The organism is Bradyrhizobium sp. (assembly GCF_030654605.1).
Taxonomy (GTDB): domain Bacteria; phylum Pseudomonadota; class Alphaproteobacteria; order Rhizobiales; family Xanthobacteraceae; genus Bradyrhizobium.
On the sequence record NZ_JAURXB010000295.1, the window covers coordinates 69574 to 86295 of the forward strand.

Consider the following 16722-nt stretch of genomic DNA (forward strand, 5'->3'; position numbering starts at 1 on the left):
TTCGTTCCCCGGACGCAGCGCAGCGCGCTCCCGGCGATGCGCAGCATCGTCCGGCGCGGTGCGCTGCAGATCCGGGGTCCATCTTATCTTGCAGCGAGTGGGTCCCGGCTCTGCGGAGCACCGAGTCCGGGACACGAGAATGCCCCGCATTGCCCCCGGACTTGGCGCATGTTACGCGGAGCCGTTCCGCCACGCCTTGCAACTGCCCGGGAAGCGCACATGTCGGCCCAATTTGTGTCACGCCCCCTCGTCATCGCGCCGTCGATCCTGGCGTCGGATTTCGCCAGGCTGGGCGAAGAGGTCCGCGCCGTCGATGCGGCCGGCGCCGACTGGATTCATCTCGACGTGATGGACGGACATTTCGTGCCCAACATTTCCTATGGCCCCGACGTCATCAAGGCGATGCGCCCGCACACCAAAAAGATCTTCGACGCGCATTTGATGATTTCGCCCTGCGATCCCTACCTCGAGGCTTTTGCAAAAGCCGGCTGCGACCAGATCACGGTGCATGCCGAGGCAGGTCCCCATCTGCATCGCTCGTTGCAGGCGATCCGCGCGCTCGGCAAGAAGGCCGGCGTCTCGCTCAATCCGGGCACCCCGATCTCGGCAATCGAATACGTCATCGACCTGATCGACCTGGTGCTGGTGATGTCGGTCAATCCCGGCTTCGGCGGCCAGGCCTTTATTCCGTCCGCGCTGGGCAAGATCCGCGACCTCCGCGCGATGACCGCGGGCCGCCCGATCGATATCGAGGTCGATGGCGGTGTCGGCCCGGATGTATCAGGCGCACTCGCCGCCGCCGGCGCCAATGCCATGGTCGCGGGCTCGGCGGTGTTCAAGGGCGGCACCATGGAAAGCTACAAGGCCAATATTTCCGCGATCCGTAATGCTGCGGCGCTGGCGCGCGGCGAAGCGATTTAGCCCTCCTCAGGCTATCCTTGGAATCGAACAATTTCCTGCGCTGCCGCGACCAACGGCCATGAGCATGGACGAAATCCGATCGATGCTGTTTTCGGCAGGCCTGCGGCGGCTGCTGATCGCAACGCTGCAACCCGGCGAGCGCGTGCTTTGGCAGGGTCAGCCCGACGCCATCGCCGATTTCATGATGTGGCGAGGTCTGTGGTGGGTCGGATTTCCCTGGCTCGTTCTCAGCGCCGTCGCGATTTCCAGAGGCTGGATCGATCAATCCGCGACGTTCTTCCTGATGTCCGGCGCCATCATGATCGCGGCGCCCCTGGTGATGGCGCTGTACGATATGCAGACGCTGTGCGTGATCACCGACCGCCGCGCGCTGATCCTGCGCACGGCCTGGGGCAAGCGGACCGCGACCGGAACCGCATTCGCGGATATGGACGCCACCTTCGAAATTCTCGACATCAGCCGCGGCGCCGGCCACCTGAATTTCGCGTCCGGGGTTTCGACCCGTTCTCCCGATGCCGATTACACCGGCCGCTACGGCTTTCGCTGCATTCCCAATGCGGACCGGGTCCGCGATATCCTCGAACGCGCGCGCGGTGACATTGCGCCACGCAAATCCCGCAAGCCGGCGAAGGCGCGCCGGTAGTCCTTCTCCCCTCCCGCCACGCGCAAGAGCGCGTGGAGGGAGGGGAGCGATAAGCATCGCAAGGCGGTGCACTTTGAAGCGCAGCATTGCAAAAAATGCTCTAACCGCTCTCCGCCTCGCCCCCCTTGCCTTGTCCCTCCAGCTCCGGCACCGCCGCCAGTCGCGGCGGCCGCACCACGGTCACGCTGCAGTCCGCTTCGGCCGCCACCTTCGCGGAGACGCTGCCGAGCAGCGTGCGCACCAGCGAACTGCGGCGTGCGCCGATCACGATATGATCGACGTGATTGACGGCGGCGAACTCCAGGATCGCCGACGCGGGATCCATCGCCTCCAGCACATGGACGGTGAGCCTGTCATCGTCGAGCTTCAGCGGCGACGCCCAATGCCGCAAGCTCACCATCCGGTCGATGTGCTTGTTGTTGCCCTGCTCGTCGAGCGTCTTGTCGATGGTGACGCGGCTGAGCTTCAGCACGTTGAGGCATGCCAGCCGTGCGGAGGGAAGCGTCGCCAGGATTCGCCCGGCGGTGACGCGCAACGCCTCGTTCAACTCGTCCGCCCCCTCCGCGGTATCGAGCGCCACCGCCACGATCGGACACGACGCCAGTTGCGCGGCGACGTCCGCTTTCGGCCTCGGCTGCGTCAGTTCGCGGTTGAAGCGGCGGCGCATCACCGTGCGGAAGGGATCGCGGTCCCGCCGCTCCGATCGCGCGGTCAGCTTGACCTGGTCGGGATGCGCGAGTTCGAACGCCAGTTGCGACGCGGTGGGATAACGCCAGACCGGTTCGATCTCGAGGCAGCGCAGCACCACTTCCTGCAGCCAGGGCGGATAGTCCGGTTTCAGTTTGAGCGGCGGATAGGGATCGCGCCACAGCCGCCGCCGCATGCCGCGCAGGGTCTCGCTCTCGCCGAACGGCCGCACCCCCGTCGTGAAGAAGTACAGCAGCACGCCGAGCGAAAACAGGTCGCTGCGCGGATCGTCGCGCACGCCGAGCAGGCGCTCGGGCGCCATGTACGGCGCGGTGCCGTAGGGCAGCCGGAATTCTTCCTGCAGCAGATCCGGCAGCTGGTTGTGATGCGACAATCCGAAATCGATCAGCACGGCTTCGCCGGAGGGGCGAAACATGATGCTGCTCGGCTTGATGTCGTGATGGATGACGTTCTGGGTATGCAGGTCGGCCAGCGCCGTGGCGATCTTGCCGACGATCGCCCTCGCCTCTTCGTACGAAATCGGCAACTCGCGGATACGCTTGTAAAGCGTCTCGCCCGGAATCTGCTCCATCACGACATAGGGCTGCCGCGCGAAATCGCCTGCCCCGAAGCAGGCAGGCACGTGCGGCCCCGACAGCCGCGGCATGATCATCTGCTCCATCTCGAAACCGACGATGGCGGCGGGATCCTCGCCCTCGGAAACCCTCGGCACCTTCATCAGCATCGGGGTGTCGCTGTCGGGCCAGGTCACGCTCCACAGCGTCGCCATGCCGCCGCGATGGACGCACTCCCCGATGGTAAAGCCGTCGATGACGGCGCCCGGCTCAACCAGTGTCTTGACCATTGCTTACCTTCCGACCATGAGCCGGTCGGCCAGCCAGAGCGGCAGGCCGTTGTCGCGAATCCGCTGCGCCGCCACCTCGACATCGTAGGGCACCCGGCAATAGGTGATCTCCCGGGTTTCGGTGTCGAACATCGCGAACGAGGCCGCCGGATTGCGATCACGCGGCTGCCCGACCGAGCCGAGAACGGCAAGCCAGCGCCGCCCCCCCAGCAACGGCACCGGCACGCCCGGGGCCGGCACGAAGCTCGTCATCTTCGCGGCCGCGGACATCGAATAGAGCGACGGCAGGTGGATATGTCCGCACAGGGTGATCCGGGCATCGCTCGCCACAATGCTGCGCGCGGCGTCCGCCGTGCTCTGGACGTAGCGCCATCGCTCGGGAGAGCTTGCTTCGGAATGCACATAGAGGCGATCGTCCTCCTGCAGCGTCATCGGCAACTCGCTGAGAAAGCGCCGCTGCGCCGCGCTCAGCCGCCCGCGCGTCCATTCGATCACGGCCTGGGCTTCGGCATTCATGCTTTCGGAGGATGTGCTGACGGCATTGTCGTGGTTGCCGCGCACCGCCATCGCGCCACCGTTGACGAGATCCATCACCGTCTCGACCGTCCATTCCGGATCGGCGCCATAGCCGACATAATCGCCGAGGAAGATGAATCGCTGCGCGCCGCGCGCCCGTGCGAAGTCGAGGCAGGCTGAAAACGCCTGCCGGTTGGCATGGATATCAGTGAAGATAGCCAGCAGCACGATTTCCTCCGTGTCCACGATATCGGCCGGACCTGCGCCGCGCTTGATGGATATCAAACAACAGAGCGCGGCGCGCTTGCAATCGAGCTGAGCAGGGGGTCAGGGGTGCTGCGGAAATCTGCGCACGGTTGCGGGTGCACGACGATCGTCCGCGGAGACGATTAGTACTGACTATCCGGGATCGGTGAGTCGCTTGCTGCCCATGCTTCGAGTCGCTCGCGCCGCTCGCTCCTCAGCATGAGGTTGTGGTGTTTCAACGAGTTAACCTCATCCTGAGGAGCCGAGCGCAGCGAGGCGTCTCGAAGGATGGGCTGCAATATCAACTCATGATTCCAGATGCTAACGCTTGCGCGGCGCTTCCAGTCCCCGCAGCAGCAGCGCCAGCACGGCGTCGATCCGCGCGGCGAAGGCCGGGTCGCTCCATTCCTCGGCATGGGCGGGATGATGGAAACGGATGGTGGCGTCGAACACCGCGCGCGAGGTCGCCTTGACGTCGGCGATCTCGAACGCGCCCTGCTTCACGCCGTCGGACAGGATGGTCTCGACCTGGTCGCAGAGGCATTCCTTGTGCGAACTCACCGCCTGGCAGGCTTCCTGCGCCAGCGCCAGATAGGTCGCGAACATCTCGGGGTCGTCGGACAATTTCTTGTGCTTGGCCGCAAACAGCGTACGCAGCCAGCGCTCCAGCCGGGCCGGCGCCGGTCCGGGCCCTTCCACGATCTGCTGCAGCGGCGCCTTGAAGCGGTCGAGCCAGCGTTTCGCGACGGCCTGGCGCAACGAGGCCTTGCTCGGAAAATGCCGGTAGACGCTGCCATGGCTGACATCGAGCGCACGGGCGACGTCCACCACGGTGGCTTTCGCCAGCCCGAAACGGCGCAGCACGTCCTCGGTGACTTCGAGGATCCGCTCGGGGGTCAGAACTACGTTCTCGTTCATGCGCGCACGTCCGCTTCCGGTCGTTGTGGCGAGCGGCTTTTCGCCGCCCTCTGTTAACGGGCTAAACGGGTGGCCTGCGCTTCGAGATGGCGGGCAACCTGGGCGTCGAGCCAGCGGTGGATTTGTTGGAAAAAATCAAAGATCTCGATCGTCATGGCTAGGTCCTCTGCAATTCCGCGGGCCCGCGGTCGATCGGCCGGCGGGCCCAAGGTGACACCCACAAATAGCGTCACCGACAATATAGCCTATCTCGCTGACAGATTACAATATCTGTCAGTCAATATTTCGTGATCGAGGACGGCGCCGGGCTGCCCGCAGCCGGCCTCTGGCGTCCGGCCGCGCCGAGGTTTGTCTCACCGGGGCGGCTCTGCTAAAGCGCGGCGTAAAAAACAATCGGCCGGGAGTCGCATGCGATCCCCCGCTTTGCTGGTCCGGAGTCCTCGATGATCCCCCGCTATACCCGCCCGGAAATGGCCGCCATCTGGGAGCCGCTGACCCGTTTCAAGATCTGGTTCGAGATCGAGGCCCATGCCTCGGATGCCCAGGCCGAGCTCGGCGTGATCCCGAAAGAGGCCGCCAAGACCATCTGGGCCAGGGGCAAGGACGCCCAGTTCGACGTCGCGCGGATCGACGAGATCGAACGCGAGGTCAAGCACGACGTCATCGCCTTCCTTACCCACCTCGCCGAATTCGTCGGTCCCGATTCGCGCTTCGTGCACCAGGGAATGACCTCGTCCGATGTGCTCGACACCTGTTTCAACGTCCAGCTCACCCGCGCCGCGGACATGCTCATCGCCGACCTCGACAAGGTGCTGGCCGCGCTGAAGAAGCGCGCCTTCGAGCACAAGATGACGCCGAGCATCGGCCGCTCCCACGGCATCCATGCCGAGCCCGTCACCTTTGGCTTGAAGCTCGCTTACGCCTATGCCGAATTTACGCGCGCGAGGGAGCGGCTGGTCGCCGCGCGCAAGGAAGTCGCGACTTGCGCGATCTCGGGCTCGGTCGGAACGTTTGCGCATATCGATCCGCGGGTCGAGGAGCACGTCGCCAGGGCGATGGGCCTCGCGGTCGAACCGATCTCGACGCAAATCATCCCGCGCGACCGCCACGCCATGTATTTTGCGACGCTCGGCGTGATCGCCGCGTCGGTCGAACGCCTCGCCACCGAGATCCGGCATCTGCAGCGCACCGAAGTGCTGGAAGCCGAGGAATTCTTCTCAGAGGGCCAGAAGGGCTCCTCCTCGATGCCGCACAAGCGCAACCCGGTGCTGACGGAAAACCTCACCGGCCTGTCGCGGATGGTGCGCGCCTATGTGACGCCGGCGATGGAGAACGTCGTGCTGTGGCACGAGCGCGATATCTCGCACTCCTCGGCCGAACGCATGCTGGCGCCCGACGCCACGGTCACGCTCGACTTCGCGCTGAACCGGCTGGCCGGCCTGGTCGAGAAGCTGGTGATCTATCCCGAAAACATGCGCAAGAATCTCGACCGCCTCGGTGGGCTCATTCATTCGCAGCGGCTGTTGACGGCGCTGACGCAGAAGGGCTGTTCGCGCGAGGATTCCTATCGCCTCGTGCAGCGCAACGCGATGCCGGTGTGGCGCGGCGAAGGCGACTTCGAGACGCTGCTGAAGAAGGATGCCGAGCTGAAGAAGTATCTCAGCGATGCCGAGATCTCCGAGCAGTTCGACCTCGGCTATCACTTCAAGCATGTCGATACGATCTTCAGGCGGGTGTTCGGCGAAGCGTGACACGGGACGGAATCATGGGCAGCGTCCTCGCCGTCAGCGCCCGCAGCGGCCATCATTTCAGCAAGACGCCGAGCCTGAGCATTCGCCTGCTCAAGGGATTGGGCGTCGCCGGCGACGCCCATATGGGCGAGACGGTCAAGCACCGCTCCCGCGTGCGAAGGGATCCGACCCAGCCCAATCTGCGCCAGGTGCACCTGATCCACGCCGAACTGTTCGAGGAATTGCGCGCGAAAGGTTTTGTCGTGCAGCCGGCCGACCTCGGCGAGAACGTCACCACCGAAGGCATCGATCTGCTGGCGCTGCCATCGGGCACGCGGCTGCATCTGGGGGCAAGCGGGGTGGTCGAGATCACCGGGCTGCGCAATCCCTGCATCCAGATCGACGACTTCCAGAAAGGCCTGATGGCGGCAACGCTGGACCGGGACGCCGACGGCAATCTGGTTCGCAAGGCCGGCGTCATGGGCATCGTGCTGTCGGATGGCGATGTGCGGCCGGGGGATGCGATCCGCGTCGAAATGCCGGCAGGGGCGCAACGGCCCTTGCAGCCGGTGTAACGCCAAGCAGTCCGCCGGAGCAGCGCACTGGCAATGGCACTCGTCAAGCTTAGTCGGTGTCTAATTACCACTTCGGAAGCCATTGTGATCACAGGCCTATCCGTACGCTGCGATCAGCCTGTTTCTGTGCATGGGGTTGTTTTCGACATTTTGGTCGGGAGCGACAACCGGATCGATCCGCGTCGACCCTACGTGGCGCAATCAGACGTCATAACAACTGAATGATCATGCGAGATCGGCTAGACTGCCGGTGTGACAGCACCTCCGACGATTCTTGTTTTCGATTCCGGCCTTGGCGGGCTCACGGTCTTGCGTGAGATCGTCAGGGCACGGCCCGACGCGCATTATGCCTATGTCGCCGACGACGCCTTCTTTCCCTACGGCCACCATGGCGAGGACGAGATCATCGCGCGCGTCGTGCCGCTGGTCGGCGAACTGATCGCCGCGCATGCGCCCGACCTGGTCGTGATCGCCTGCAACACCGCGTCCACGCTGGTCATGTCGTATCTGCGCGAGCAGTACAAACTCCCCTTTGTCGGAACGGTGCCCGCGATCAAGCCGGCCTGCGCCAGCTCCAGGACCAAGCGGGTGTCGGTGCTGGGCACCAAGGGCACCGTCAAGCGCGAATACACCAGGGCGCTGATCCGGGATTTCTCGCAAGGCTGCGACGTGACGCTGGTGGGTTCGGCGGATCTCGCCTCGCTGGCGGAAAAGGCCTTGAGCGGCGAAGCGGTCGGCGACGACGCGATCTCGGACGAACTCGCGCCATGCTTCATCGGCAGCGGCGAAAGCGATCCGCATCGAACCGACACCGTCGTGCTGGCCTGCACCCATTATCCGCTGCTGATGGATCGCCTGGTCAGGCTGGCGCCGTGGCCGGTGGACTGGATCGATCCGGCGCCGGCGATTGCGCGGCGGGTTTCGGATTTGCTCGGCCCCCCCGGCAGCGAGGCCGACCACACCGGCGCGGAAATGATCTTCACCTCGAAGCGCCCGCATACGCTGAGCCAGGCCCTGACGCCGTTTTTCGGCGGCCGCGTCCCGGCGTGAAAGCCAGCCCCATGGAGCTTCGAGTTTGACGCAATCCGCGCCTGCACCGCTGAACCGTCTCCGCAGACTGTGGCAAGAGAAGCGCCCGACATTCGGCGCGATTGCGACCATTCCCTCGATCCAGACCGTGCAGATCATGGCCCGCTCCGGGCTCGACTGGATCATCGTCGACCTCGAGCACGGGCCGATCGATCTCGGCTCCGCGCATGCGATGATCACGGCCACCGCGGGCACGCCCTGCATCCCCTTGGCGCGGATTGCCGCCAACGAGCCGTGGCTGGCGAAAGCGCCGATGGACATCGGCGCGCTCGGCATCAATTTTCCGATGATCTGCAGCGCCGCGGATGCCGAAAAAGCCGTGCGCAGCGTGCGCTACCCGCCGCGCGGCGACCGGCTGTGGGGACCGTTCCATGCCCCGTTCCGCTGGGGCGTCTCGATGCCCGACTACATGGCGACCGCCGACGACGACATGATCTGCATGATCACGATCGAGCATGTCGATGCGGTCGAGCGCATCGACGAGATCATGGCGACGCCCGGCATCGACATCGCGGTGATCGGCCCCGGCGATCTCGCCACCTCCATCAACAAGCGCGGCCGCATCGACGACCCCGACGTGCAGGCGCTGATGGCGCGCGCCGAAGCCGGCATCCTCAACAGCGGCGTGCCGATCGGCGGCGTGGCGCGCAGCGCCGAACAGGCCAACGCGATGATCGATCGCGGCTACCTGGCGCTGGCGCTCGGCTTCGACTGGTCGCTGTTTCAGCGCGGCATCGCGGCGAGCTTTGAGGGCATCCGGCGCTGAAACTCGGATGCTTCTAAAGTACCCCCGTGCGCTGCCCTTGGCGGACCGCGACAAAATTCAAGCATATTCAAGGCGGTGTGATAAAATACGGTAGCGTCCCGCCGGACGGCGTGCAGCAAGGCTGGCGTCAGGCCGGTCGGTTCGTGCTAGATGAAGTGCAGGTGGACGGGGCAATCCGGCCGCCCGGTTTGATGTTGCGGGACTTGAGTGGAACGATGCGCGGAACGGTTCGAAAAATCTCAATGCCGCGCCGACTCGTCGCCGACCTCATGCATGCCTCGATCGGCGTGCCCTTTGTTTCGCTGACCCGCGCCCTCAATATCCGTCCACTGCTGGAAGCCCGCGCGCTCGCGGCCGGGCCGCCCGGCTGGGCGGCGATCTTCGTCAAGGCGTTCGCGCTGGTGGCGAAGGACGAGCCGGTGCTGCGCACGCTCTATGCCAAATGGCCGTGGCCAAGTTTCTACGAGCTGCCGCGCAGCATTGCGATGGTTGCGATCGCGCGCGTCGAGGATGGCCAGGATTGCGTGCTGCCGCAAAAGGTCCCCGCGGCGGATATGCTGGCGCTGACCGAGGTCGATGCGCAGATCCGGCAGGCCAAGGATGCGCCGATCGGCGAGGTGCCGGCGTTTCGCAAGATATTGCGGGTGACGCGGCTGCCGCTGCCGCTGCGCCGGCTGATGTGGCTGATCGGCCTGAATTTCGGACGGCAGCGCGCCAACTGGTTCGGCAGCTTCGGCGTGACCTCGGTGGCCGCCTACGGCGCCGGGGAACTGCATGCGCTGAGCCCGGGGCCGTTCATCCTCAGTTACGGCGTGGTGGCGCCGGACCAGACCATCGACGTGGTGATCCGCTGGGACCACCGGATCACCGACGCCGCCCTGATCGCCAAGGCCCTGACCCGGCTGGAACAGGTGCTGAACGGCGAGATCGCGGCCGAATTGCGCGGCCAAAGGCAGCAAACGGAGCCCAAGCCGGTCCGGGCGGTCGCCACCTGAGAGCTCTTTTGGCCCCAATCCGGTCATTCCGGGGCGATGCGAAGCATCGAACCCGGAATCCTAGGATTCCGGGTTCGTCGCTGGCGCGACGCCCCGGAATGACGGTCTTTTCATTGACATACCAGCGGATTCTCCCTAGAAACCGCCTGCTCGCGGGCCGTTTTCGGCCCGCGTTGCGTTTCGCGACCCGTGGCCCGTCCCTTTCAAGCTTTAGGGGACAGGCCTGTCGGCACCGGGAAATTCCCGGCGCACAGGAGGGCGCGTTTCCTCAAAACTCAAACCTTTAAAGAGGACGCGATGACTAAGCGCAGTGAGGCGAAATACAAGATCGATCGCCGTATGGGCCAGAACATCTGGGGCCGCCCGAAGAGCCCCGTCAACCGCCGCGAATACGGCCCCGGCCAGCACGGCCAGCGCCGCAAGGGCAAGCTCTCCGACTTCGGCGTGCAGCTGCGCGCCAAGCAGAAGCTGAAGGGCTACTACGCCAACATTTCCGAGCGCCAGTTTCACGGCATCTACGTCGAAGCCGGCCGCATGAAGGGTGACACCGGTGAAAACCTGATCGGCCTGCTGGAACGCCGTCTCGACACCGTGGTCTATCGCGCCAAGTTCGTCGCCACCATGTTCGCCGCGCGCCAGTTCATCAATCACGGCCACATCAAGGTCAACGGCCGCCGCGTCAACATCGCGAGCTACAAGGTCAAGGTCGGCGACCTCATCGAAATCAAGGAAAGCTCGAAGCAGCTCGCCGTGGTGATCGAAGCCAGCCAGCTCGGCGAGCGCGACGTGCCGGACTTCCTCGAAGTCGATCACGGCAAGTTCACGGCGAAGTTCGCCCGCATCCCGCATCTGTCCGACGTGCCGTTCGCGGTGCAGATGGAGCCGCATCTGATCGTCGAATTCTATTCGCGCTGATTTTTTCGTCGGCGTTTTCAGGAGATCAAAAGGCCCCGGCTCTGCCGGGGCCTTTTTCTTTCGTCATGGCCGGGCTTGTCCCGGCCATCCACGGCTTTATGGTCGCATCGAAAGCAAGACGTGGATGGCCAGGACGACGCCCGGCCATGACGTCATCAAGTGATGGATCTCGCCATGACCCACTACACCCCTGCCCCGCCCGATCCGAAAGCGCCACCGGTCCGCATCAACCTGTTGTCCGACACGCAGACCCGCCCGACGCCTGCGATGCGCGAGGCGATCGCGCGCGCCGAGGTCGGCGACGAGCAGATCGGCGACGATCCGACTGTGAATGTGCTGTGCGAGCGGGTGGCCGATCTGCTCGGCAAGCAGGCCGCCGTGTTCATGCCCTCCGGCACCATGTGCAATGTCGCGGCGACCCTGGTGCATTGCCGGCCCGGCGACGAGATCCTGGCGCATGAAACCGCGCATATCATCGCGCGCGAAGGCGGCGCCCACGCCGCCCTCGGCGGCTTCCAGATCACGCCGCTGTCCGGCGCCGACGGACAGTTTTCGCCGGATACCTTTCGCAGGGCCATTCACCCACGCAGCCGTTACCAGCCGCCCCAGACGGTGGTCAGCGTCGAGCAGACCGCCAATATCGGCGGCGGCACGATCTGGAGGAAGGCCGCGCTCGACGATGTGGTGCAGACCGCCAAACAAAGCGGCATGGCTACCCACATGGACGGCGCGCGGCTGCTGAACGCCTGTGTCGCGACAGGCATCAGCGCCCGCGACATGGCGGCGGGCTGGGACTCGGCCTGGATCGATTTTTCAAAGGGCCTCGGCGCGCCGATCGGCGGCGTGATTGCCGGCAGCAGCGATTTCATCGACGAGGTCTGGCGCTGGAAGCAGCGCCTCGGCGGATCGATGCGCCAGGCCGGCGTTTGCGCCGCGGCCTGCATCTATGCCCTCGACCACCATGTCGATCGCCTCGCGGACGATCACGCCAACGCCCGCGCGCTGGCGCGGGGCTTGTCGCAGATCCAGGGCATCGAGGTGCAGCAGCCCGAGACCAATCTGGTGTTCTTCAAGCCGGACGGCGCCGGTGTCAGCGGCGACGACATGATCAAGGCGCTGCGCCAGCGCGGCGTGCTGCTCGCCATGATGGACGGCCGCATCAGGGCCTGCACCCATCTCGACGTTTCCGCCGGCATGATCGAGGAGACGATCGGGCTGGTGCGCGAGATCGTGCGCGGGGCGTGAACACAGCTTAACCGGGCGTCATTGCGAGGAGCGCTTGCGACGAAGCAATCCAGCTTTCTTGCTTGCCGCAACGTGGATTGCTTCGCTTCGCTCGCAATGACGCTGTGAGAGCCGCGCCGAGCGCCAGTGGCTACCTCGCGTCAAAGGTGACGAACCGCCCTCACCCCTTGCGGGTGTGCCCCCAGGTCTCGTCCCAGTCCTGGCCGGCGGCGTCGATGACGCGGCCGTCGGCCTCGAAGAACTTGTTGGGGACCTGGAAGATCGCCAGCATCAGCCCACCCTGGGGACACCATGCGACGTGGCGGCTGCCCTGTTCGCGCCAGATGAATTCGCCGGCCTTGCATTCGATGCCCTGCGCCGGGCCTTCCTTGTCGACCAGGCTGCCTTCGAGCACGTAGGTCTGCTCGATGTTGACGTGCTCGTGGTCGGGCAGCACCGCACCCGGTTCAAACCGCATCAGCGCGGTCATCAGGCCGGTCTTGTGATCGAACAGCAGCGTCTTGGCCTCGCAGCCGGGAAAGCGGGTCTTCTGCCACTCCATGGTGTGGGGGCGGACGAGGTGGGAATGCGTTTCGGTGGTCTGCGGGCCCTTCGGCGTCACGGCGTCCATGGCGTTGCTTCCTTCCATTTTTTTATGGCAGGAATGATAGCAGCTTTGGCCGCGCCTGCCAGCCGACGCGAAGCAAACGGTCTCGCTTCGCATCGCAGCAAAGACGCTGCCGCCTCAATCGCCATCAGCGATCCAGCGCCTCGTAGATCAGCGTCTTCAGTTCCAATTGAATTCGTCCGCGCTGCGACGGCGTCTGGATCATGCAGATCGCGAACATATCGTGGGTCGGGTCGACGAAAAAGAATGTGCCGGCGACGCCGTCCCAGCGATATTCACCCAGCGGCCACGACGTATTCGGTGGCGTCGAGGTGCGCACGGCGAAGCCGAGACCGAACCCGCTGCTGGTGCCCGGAAAATAGAACTGGTCGCGCGCGATCCCGGTCTCCGGCCCGATATGATCCGACGTCATCAGGGCTATGGTCTCGGGCTTGAGGTAGCGCCGGCCGTCGAGCGTTCCGCCATTCAGCAGCATCTGTGCAAAACGCGCATAATCCCCGATGGTCCCGACCAGGCCCGCCCCGCCGGATTGCCAGCGCCGCGGCGTCATGGGATCCCTGATCCCGGCGACCGGCGTGATGAAGCGGTCGGCCGGCATCGGCTCGGCGACGCGCGGCTGTTTCGCGGCATCGGCAACGAAATACGCGGTTTCGGTCATGCCGAGCGGATCGAACAGCCGCTCCTTCTCGAACTGAAACAGCGACGTCCCCGACACCACCTCGATGACGCGGCCGAGCACGTCCGTCGAATGGCCGTAATCCCACAGCGTTCCCGGCTGTTCGGCCAGCGGCAGTTTCGCAATGCGCGCGACGAATTCGGCATTGTCGGCGTCGCCGTCGAACAGATTGGCCTGGGCATAGAGTTTTCGCACCGCGCTGTCGCCATAGAAGCCGTAGGTCAGGCCCGAGGTGTGGCTCAGCAGGTCCCTGATCGTGATCGGGCGGTTGAGCGGCTCGAGCAGCAGCGCCGGGGCTTCGCCTGATTTCTCGACACCGACCTTCAAATCCGCAAAGGCCGGAATGTATTTTGCCACGGGATCGTCGAGCGATAGCTTGCCGTCGTCGACCAGCATCATGGCCGCGGCAGAGGTAACCGGCTTCGACATCGAATACAGCCGAAAGATGCTGTCGGCGGTCATCGGCAGCTGGGTCGCGACGTCGCGCACGCCAAAATTCTCGAGATAGACCGGTCTGCCGTGCTGCTGGATCAGCAGGACGGCGCCGGGTATTTTTCCGGACGCAATCTCGTTGCGGATGTAATCACCGACGCGCCCGAGTTTGTCGGGCGAGAAGCTCGACGCAGTGGCTGTCCTGGATTCGGTGTGGCCGCGGTCTGGCCAGCCTGCGGCGAGAACGGCGATGAGCAGCGCAGTCGCAGCGGCGAAGCCGTGACGCCGCGTCAAGCCCACGGTTCTCCATCGCTTCATCGATCAGCTTCTCGCCACAGGCCGCATGCACGCGGAGTTTACCGTCCGACTCAATCGGCACAAGGGCTGCCGACCTCCGCCAGCGCGTCGGCATGAAGCCGCGCGGCCTCGTCAGAGAAGCAGCAGAAGATGACATGGCGGATGGCCGGAGCTGCCGGCAGCGCGGCGGCCGTCGCCGCTATCGCGATGCGCGCCGCACGAGCAGCGGGGAATTCATAGATGCCGGTGGAAATCGCGGGAAAGGCAATCGAAGCGAGGCCATGGGTCTGACAAAGGCCGATGGCACTGATGTAGCACGACGCCAGCGCCTTATCTTCGCCTGCGCTGCCGCCGTACCAGACCGGGCCGACGGCATGAATGACGTGCCGAGCGGGCAGCCCGTATCCCAAAGTGATTTTGGCGCCGCCGGTCTCGCAGCCATGGAGGGTGCGGCATTCCGCGAGAAGCTCAGGCCCAGCCGCCCGGTGGATGGCGCCATCGACGCCGCCCCCGCCGAGCAGGAACGAATTGGCCGCGTTGACGATGGCGTCAACGCGTAACGTGGTGATATCGGCGACGACGGTTTCGAGACGCGCCGCGCCGAGCTGGCGCGCCGCCAGGCTCAGGCGGAGGCCGCCGCGTTGACGGTGACGCCCTTGTCGGTCAGCAGCTGCTGCAGCTCGCCAGCCTGGAACATCTCGCGGATGATGTCGCAGCCGCCGACGAACTCGCCCTTGACGTAGAGCTGCGGGATGGTCGGCCAGTTCGAATAGGTCTTGATGCCGTTACGCAGATCGGCGGATTCCAGCACGTTCAGGCCCTTGTAGCCGACCCCGACGTGGTCGAGAATCTGGACCACCTGGCCGGAAAAACCACATTGCGGAAACTGCGGCGTCCCCTTCATGAACAGTACGACGTCGTTCGACTTCACTTCATTGTCGATAAATTGCTCGATGCTCATTTTCGCGTCCTTTGCGGCTCAGCCTTTCGGGCCGGCATCAGCCCGTTAACCCGACATTGCCCATATATGTACCCCAAACCGTTGTGCATCCAAAGTAAAATGGCGGGGAGCTGGCATGCAGAAGCTTTCCGGCCGGGGGATATCCCGCTGCCGGTCCATAGCCTGACGGCAGCAATATCATAGCCTCGGGAGGCTTTTATCCCGCGCGGAACCCCCTATCTAGGACAGACTGATGTCGGGGAACCCAAGCGCCGGTGCAACGTTTCTCTCCCCCGACCGGAGATTCCAGTGACGAAACCAGCATCCGCTGCGGCCACGACTGCCGCCCCTTGCCCGTCATTATTCTCCGATTCCGGCGGTCTCGCCCGAGATCTGCTCACCCAAGATCTGCTCGCCCAAAAGCTGGCGGAAGCCTATCTGACGGTCCGCAACGAGACCGAACGCCGCGCCGCTCCCCTGACTCCGGAAGATCAGGTGATCCAGTCGATGCCGGACGCCAGCCCGGCGAAATGGCACCGCGCCCACACCACCTGGTTCTTCGAGCAATTCCTGCTCGGCGAACACTGCGCGGGGTACGAGCCGTTCCATCCCGATTACGCCTTCCTGTTCAATTCCTATTATGTCAGCGCCGGACCGCGGCACGCCCGTCACCAGCGCGGCCATCTGACCCGCCCCGGCGCCGAGGAAATCACCGCCTACCGCAGGCATGTCGACGCCGCGGTGGTGAAACTCTTTCACGAAGCCGGCGAGGACGCGCTGAAGGCGATCGCGCCGCTGGTCGAAGTCGGCCTCAACCATGAACAGCAGCACCAGGAATTGATGCTGACCGACATCCTGCACGCCTTCGCGCAGAACCCGATTCCACCCGCCTACGATCCGGCCTGGACCTTTCCGGCTGCCACCCGGACCGGCGACGAAATTCGCGCCGGCGAGGAATGGGTCACCCTCAACGAGGGCATCCACACCGTCGGGCATGTCGACGACAGCTTCCATTTCGACAATGAAAAACCCGCCCATCGCGCGCTGGTCGGTCCGGTCAAACTGGCGCGCAATCTCGTCACCAATGCCGATTGGCTCGCCTTCATGCGGGACGGTGGCTACACCACGCCGACGCTGTGGCTGATGGACGGTTTTGCCACCGTCGAAAAGGAAGGCTGGCAGGCGCCGGGTCATTGGCGCGAGATCGACGGGCAATGGCGAATCATGACGCTGGCCGGGCTCAAGCCGGTCGATCCGTCAGCCCCGGTGTGCCATGTCAGCTATTACGAGGCCGACGCGTTCGCGCGCTGGAGCGGCAGGCATCTGCCGACCGAAATGGAATGGGAGGTTGCGGCCAGGACCGGGCAGCTCAACGACGCCTACGGCATCGTGTGGCAATGGACCCGCAGCGCCTACTCCCCCTATCCCGGCTACCGCGCCATCGAGGGCGCGCTCGGCGAATATAACGGCAAATTCATGGTCAACCAGCTGGTGCTGCGCGGCTCTTCGCTTGCAACTCCTGAAGGCCACAGCCGTATTACCTATCGCAACTTCTTTTTTCCGCATCATCGCTGGCAATTCACGGGACTTCGACTTGCCGATTACGCGACCTGATTTTTCAGATTCAATCGCGCCGAAAGTCGCGAGCAGGAGATTGTC

At 64.6% G+C, this 16722-nt stretch carries 17 protein-coding genes; 10 read left to right on the forward strand and 7 right to left on the reverse strand.

What is annotated here, in order from left to right; all coding sequences use genetic code 11:
* The first annotated feature begins 219 nt into the window (after window positions 1-219).
* Together rpe and Q7U29_RS27080 are read left to right on the forward strand one after the other, a co-directional pair.
* Window positions 220-921 carry a ribulose-phosphate 3-epimerase gene (gene rpe / locus Q7U29_RS27075; RefSeq protein WP_304746597.1) on the forward strand — a complete coding sequence of 234 codons (702 nt, stop codon included), beginning with the start codon at window positions 220-222 and terminating at the stop codon, window positions 919-921.
* Window positions 922-985: 64 nt separating this feature from the next.
* Window positions 986-1564 carry a hypothetical protein gene (locus tag Q7U29_RS27080; RefSeq protein WP_304746599.1) on the forward strand — a complete coding sequence of 193 codons (579 nt, stop codon included), beginning with the start codon at window positions 986-988 and terminating at the stop codon, window positions 1562-1564.
* Window positions 1565-1664: 100 nt separating this feature from the next.
* Here the strand turns inward: Q7U29_RS27080 and Q7U29_RS27085 are convergent, their stop codons facing one another.
* The 3 genes from Q7U29_RS27085 to Q7U29_RS27095 form a co-directional block, all read right to left on the reverse strand.
* Complete coding sequence (locus Q7U29_RS27085; RefSeq protein ID WP_304746601.1) at window positions 1665-3116, reverse strand: bifunctional serine/threonine-protein kinase/universal stress protein; 1452 nt, start codon at window positions 3114-3116, stop codon at window positions 1665-1667.
* 3 nt (window positions 3117-3119) lie between these two features.
* Window positions 3120-3860, reverse strand: a complete 741-nt coding sequence (locus Q7U29_RS27090; protein WP_304746603.1) for a metallophosphoesterase — start codon at window positions 3858-3860, stop codon at window positions 3120-3122.
* Window positions 3861-4199: 339 nt separating this feature from the next.
* Complete coding sequence (locus Q7U29_RS27095; protein WP_304746605.1) at window positions 4200-4796, reverse strand: TetR family transcriptional regulator; 597 nt, start codon at window positions 4794-4796, stop codon at window positions 4200-4202.
* Window positions 4797-5239: 443 nt separating this feature from the next.
* On the opposite strand from Q7U29_RS27095, the gene purB reads away from it, so the two are divergent.
* The 7 genes from purB to Q7U29_RS27130 all read left to right on the forward strand — a co-directional run bounded on the left by purB (window position 5240) and on the right by Q7U29_RS27130 (window position 12111).
* On the forward strand, window positions 5240-6547 hold the full coding sequence (purB, locus tag Q7U29_RS27100) for an adenylosuccinate lyase (RefSeq protein ID WP_304746607.1): 1308 nt from the start codon (window positions 5240-5242) through the stop codon (window positions 6545-6547).
* Window positions 6548-6561: 14 nt separating this feature from the next.
* Window positions 6562-7101: an MOSC domain-containing protein gene (locus Q7U29_RS27105; RefSeq protein WP_304746609.1), complete on the forward strand. Its 540-nt coding sequence runs from the start codon at window positions 6562-6564 to the stop codon at window positions 7099-7101.
* A gap of 252 nt (window positions 7102-7353) precedes the next feature.
* Window positions 7354-8151, forward strand: a complete 798-nt coding sequence (murI, locus tag Q7U29_RS27110) for a glutamate racemase (RefSeq protein ID WP_304746611.1) — start codon at window positions 7354-7356, stop codon at window positions 8149-8151.
* 25 nt (window positions 8152-8176) lie between these two features.
* Window positions 8177-8956, forward strand: a complete 780-nt coding sequence (locus Q7U29_RS27115) for an HpcH/HpaI aldolase/citrate lyase family protein (RefSeq protein WP_304746613.1) — start codon at window positions 8177-8179, stop codon at window positions 8954-8956.
* A gap of 215 nt (window positions 8957-9171) precedes the next feature.
* Window positions 9172-9951, forward strand: a complete 780-nt coding sequence (locus Q7U29_RS27120; RefSeq protein WP_304746615.1) for an acyltransferase — start codon at window positions 9172-9174, stop codon at window positions 9949-9951.
* A 297-nt stretch (window positions 9952-10248) separates the two neighbouring features.
* Window positions 10249-10866 carry a 30S ribosomal protein S4 gene (gene rpsD, locus Q7U29_RS27125; RefSeq protein WP_304746616.1) on the forward strand — a complete coding sequence of 206 codons (618 nt, stop codon included), beginning with the start codon at window positions 10249-10251 and terminating at the stop codon, window positions 10864-10866.
* Between the two features lie 174 nt (window positions 10867-11040).
* A complete protein-coding gene (locus tag Q7U29_RS27130) occupies window positions 11041-12111 on the forward strand; it encodes a low specificity L-threonine aldolase (protein ID WP_304746618.1) in 1071 nt (356 codons plus the stop codon).
* A gap of 160 nt (window positions 12112-12271) precedes the next feature.
* Here the strand turns inward: Q7U29_RS27130 and Q7U29_RS27135 are convergent, their stop codons facing one another.
* The 4 genes from Q7U29_RS27135 to grxD all read right to left on the reverse strand — a co-directional run bounded on the left by Q7U29_RS27135 (window position 12272) and on the right by grxD (window position 15084).
* Window positions 12272-12721 (reverse strand): cupin domain-containing protein, encoded by a 450-nt coding sequence (locus Q7U29_RS27135; protein WP_304746620.1) that lies wholly within the window; start codon window positions 12719-12721, stop codon window positions 12272-12274.
* Window positions 12722-12845: 124 nt separating this feature from the next.
* The gene (locus Q7U29_RS27140; protein WP_370691840.1) at window positions 12846-14144 is read right to left on the reverse strand and encodes a serine hydrolase domain-containing protein; all 1299 of its coding nucleotides are present in this window, start codon (window positions 14142-14144) and stop codon (window positions 12846-12848) included.
* Window positions 14145-14194: 50 nt separating this feature from the next.
* The gene (locus Q7U29_RS27145; protein ID WP_304746675.1) at window positions 14195-14749 is read right to left on the reverse strand and encodes an O-acetyl-ADP-ribose deacetylase; all 555 of its coding nucleotides are present in this window, start codon (window positions 14747-14749) and stop codon (window positions 14195-14197) included.
* Window positions 14746-15084 (reverse strand): Grx4 family monothiol glutaredoxin, encoded by a 339-nt coding sequence (gene grxD, locus Q7U29_RS27150; RefSeq protein WP_304746624.1) that lies wholly within the window; start codon window positions 15082-15084, stop codon window positions 14746-14748. The genes Q7U29_RS27145 and grxD overlap by 4 nt, the downstream gene beginning before the upstream one ends.
* A 288-nt stretch (window positions 15085-15372) precedes the next feature.
* On the opposite strand from grxD, the gene egtB reads away from it, so the two are divergent.
* Window positions 15373-16677: an ergothioneine biosynthesis protein EgtB gene (gene egtB / locus Q7U29_RS27155; RefSeq protein WP_304746626.1), complete on the forward strand. Its 1305-nt coding sequence runs from the start codon at window positions 15373-15375 to the stop codon at window positions 16675-16677.
* Window positions 16678-16722: the final 45 nt, after the last annotated feature.

Excerpts from the sequence above, each read along its gene's own strand:
- rpe (WP_304746597.1), top strand. The coding sequence starts at position 220 with ATGTCGGCCCAATTTGTGTCACGCCCCCTCGTCATCGCGCCGTCGATC.
- Q7U29_RS27080 (WP_304746599.1), top strand. The coding sequence starts at position 986 with ATGGACGAAATCCGATCGATGCTGTTTTCGGCAGGCCTGCGGCGGCTG.
- Q7U29_RS27085 (WP_304746601.1), bottom strand. The coding sequence starts at position 3,116 with ATGGTCAAGACACTGGTTGAGCCGGGCGCCGTCATCGACGGCTTTACC.
- Q7U29_RS27095 (WP_304746605.1), bottom strand. The coding sequence starts at position 4,796 with ATGAACGAGAACGTAGTTCTGACCCCCGAGCGGATCCTCGAAGTCACC.
- purB (WP_304746607.1), top strand. The coding sequence starts at position 5,240 with ATGATCCCCCGCTATACCCGCCCGGAAATGGCCGCCATCTGGGAGCCG.
- Q7U29_RS27105 (WP_304746609.1), top strand. The coding sequence starts at position 6,562 with ATGGGCAGCGTCCTCGCCGTCAGCGCCCGCAGCGGCCATCATTTCAGC.
- Q7U29_RS27120 (WP_304746615.1), top strand. The coding sequence starts at position 9,172 with ATGCGCGGAACGGTTCGAAAAATCTCAATGCCGCGCCGACTCGTCGCC.
- rpsD (WP_304746616.1), top strand. The coding sequence starts at position 10,249 with ATGACTAAGCGCAGTGAGGCGAAATACAAGATCGATCGCCGTATGGGC.
- Q7U29_RS27130 (WP_304746618.1), top strand. The coding sequence starts at position 11,041 with ATGACCCACTACACCCCTGCCCCGCCCGATCCGAAAGCGCCACCGGTC.
- Q7U29_RS27135 (WP_304746620.1), bottom strand. The coding sequence starts at position 12,721 with ATGGACGCCGTGACGCCGAAGGGCCCGCAGACCACCGAAACGCATTCC.
- Q7U29_RS27140 (WP_370691840.1), bottom strand. The coding sequence starts at position 14,144 with ATGAAGCGATGGAGAACCGTGGGCTTGACGCGGCGTCACGGCTTCGCC.
- grxD (WP_304746624.1), bottom strand. The coding sequence starts at position 15,084 with ATGAGCATCGAGCAATTTATCGACAATGAAGTGAAGTCGAACGACGTC.